General features: G+C 57.4%; 1 protein-coding gene. It reads left to right on the forward strand.

Features of this window, described 5'->3' with window-relative positions:
- On the forward strand, positions 1-1,358 hold a 1,358-nt coding region (locus MWU82_RS23930), incomplete at both ends, for an Ig-like domain-containing protein (RefSeq protein WP_247098260.1).

Genomic DNA, 1,358 nt, shown 5'->3' on the forward strand with positions numbered 1-1,358 from the left:
ACCGAAGGTACCTACGATGTAGCGGCCACCACCACCGACCTGGCTGGCAACACTGCAAACGATACCACTACGGACGAACTATCCATAGACCTTACGGATCCTACGGCACCCACCGTAAATACCCTGTTGACAAACGATACTACCCCGACTATTACCGGGACTGCGGATTCGGCCGATGTGCTTACCGTGACCCTGAACGGGACCACCTATACCGAGGGCGATGGCAACCTCACCGATAACGGGAACGGCACCTGGACCCTTACCGTGCCTACAGGGAGCGAACTGACGGAAGGCACCTACGATGTAGCGGCGACCACCACCGACCTGGCCGGCAACACTGCAAACGATTCCACTACGGACGAACTATCCATTGACCTTACGGATCCTACGGCACCTACCGTAAATACCCTGTTGACCAACGATACTACCCCGACCATTACCGGGACTGCGGATTCCGCCGATGTGCTTACCGTGACCCTGAACGGGACCACCTATACCGAGGGCGATGGCAACCTTACCGATAACGGGAACGATACCTGGACACTTACCGTGCCCGCAGGGAGCGAACTGACGGAAGGCACCTACGACGTGGCCGCGACCACCACAGACCTGGCCGGCAATACCGCCGATGATACCACTACGGACGAACTATCCATAGACCTTACAGATCCTACGGCACCTACCGTAAATACCCTATTGACCAACGATACTACTCCCACCATTACCGGGACTGCAGATTCGGCCGACGTGCTTACGGTCACCCTGAACGGGACCACCTATACCGAGGGCGATGGCAACCTTACCGATAACGGGAACGACACTTGGACCCTTACCGTGCCCACAGGGAGCGAGCTGACGGAAGGCACCTACGATGTAGTGGCCACCACCACAGACCTGGCCGGCAATACCGCCGATGATACCACTACGGACGAACTATCCATAGACCTTACGGATCCTACGGCACCTACCGTGGACCCCCTGTTGACAAACGATACTACCCCCACCATTACCGGGACTGCGGATTCGGCCGATGTGCTTACTGTTACCCTGAACGGGACCACCTATACCGAGGGCGATGGCAACCTTACCGATAACGGGAACGATACCTGGACCCTTACCGTGCCCACAGGGAGCGAACTGGCCGAAGGCACCTACGATGTAGCCGCCACCGCCACCGACCTGGCAGGCAATACCGCCGATGACGTTACCGTGGACGAACTATCCATTGACCTTACGGATCCTGTTGCCCCCACAGTAAATACTCTATTGACAAACGATACTACTCCCACCATTACCGGGACTGCGGATTCGGCCGATGTGCTTACCGTGACCCTGAACGGGACCACCTATACCGAGGG

Source organism: Arenibacter sp. S6351L (assembly GCF_023016025.1).
In the GTDB taxonomy this organism is placed as follows: domain Bacteria; phylum Bacteroidota; class Bacteroidia; order Flavobacteriales; family Flavobacteriaceae; genus Arenibacter; species Arenibacter algicola_B.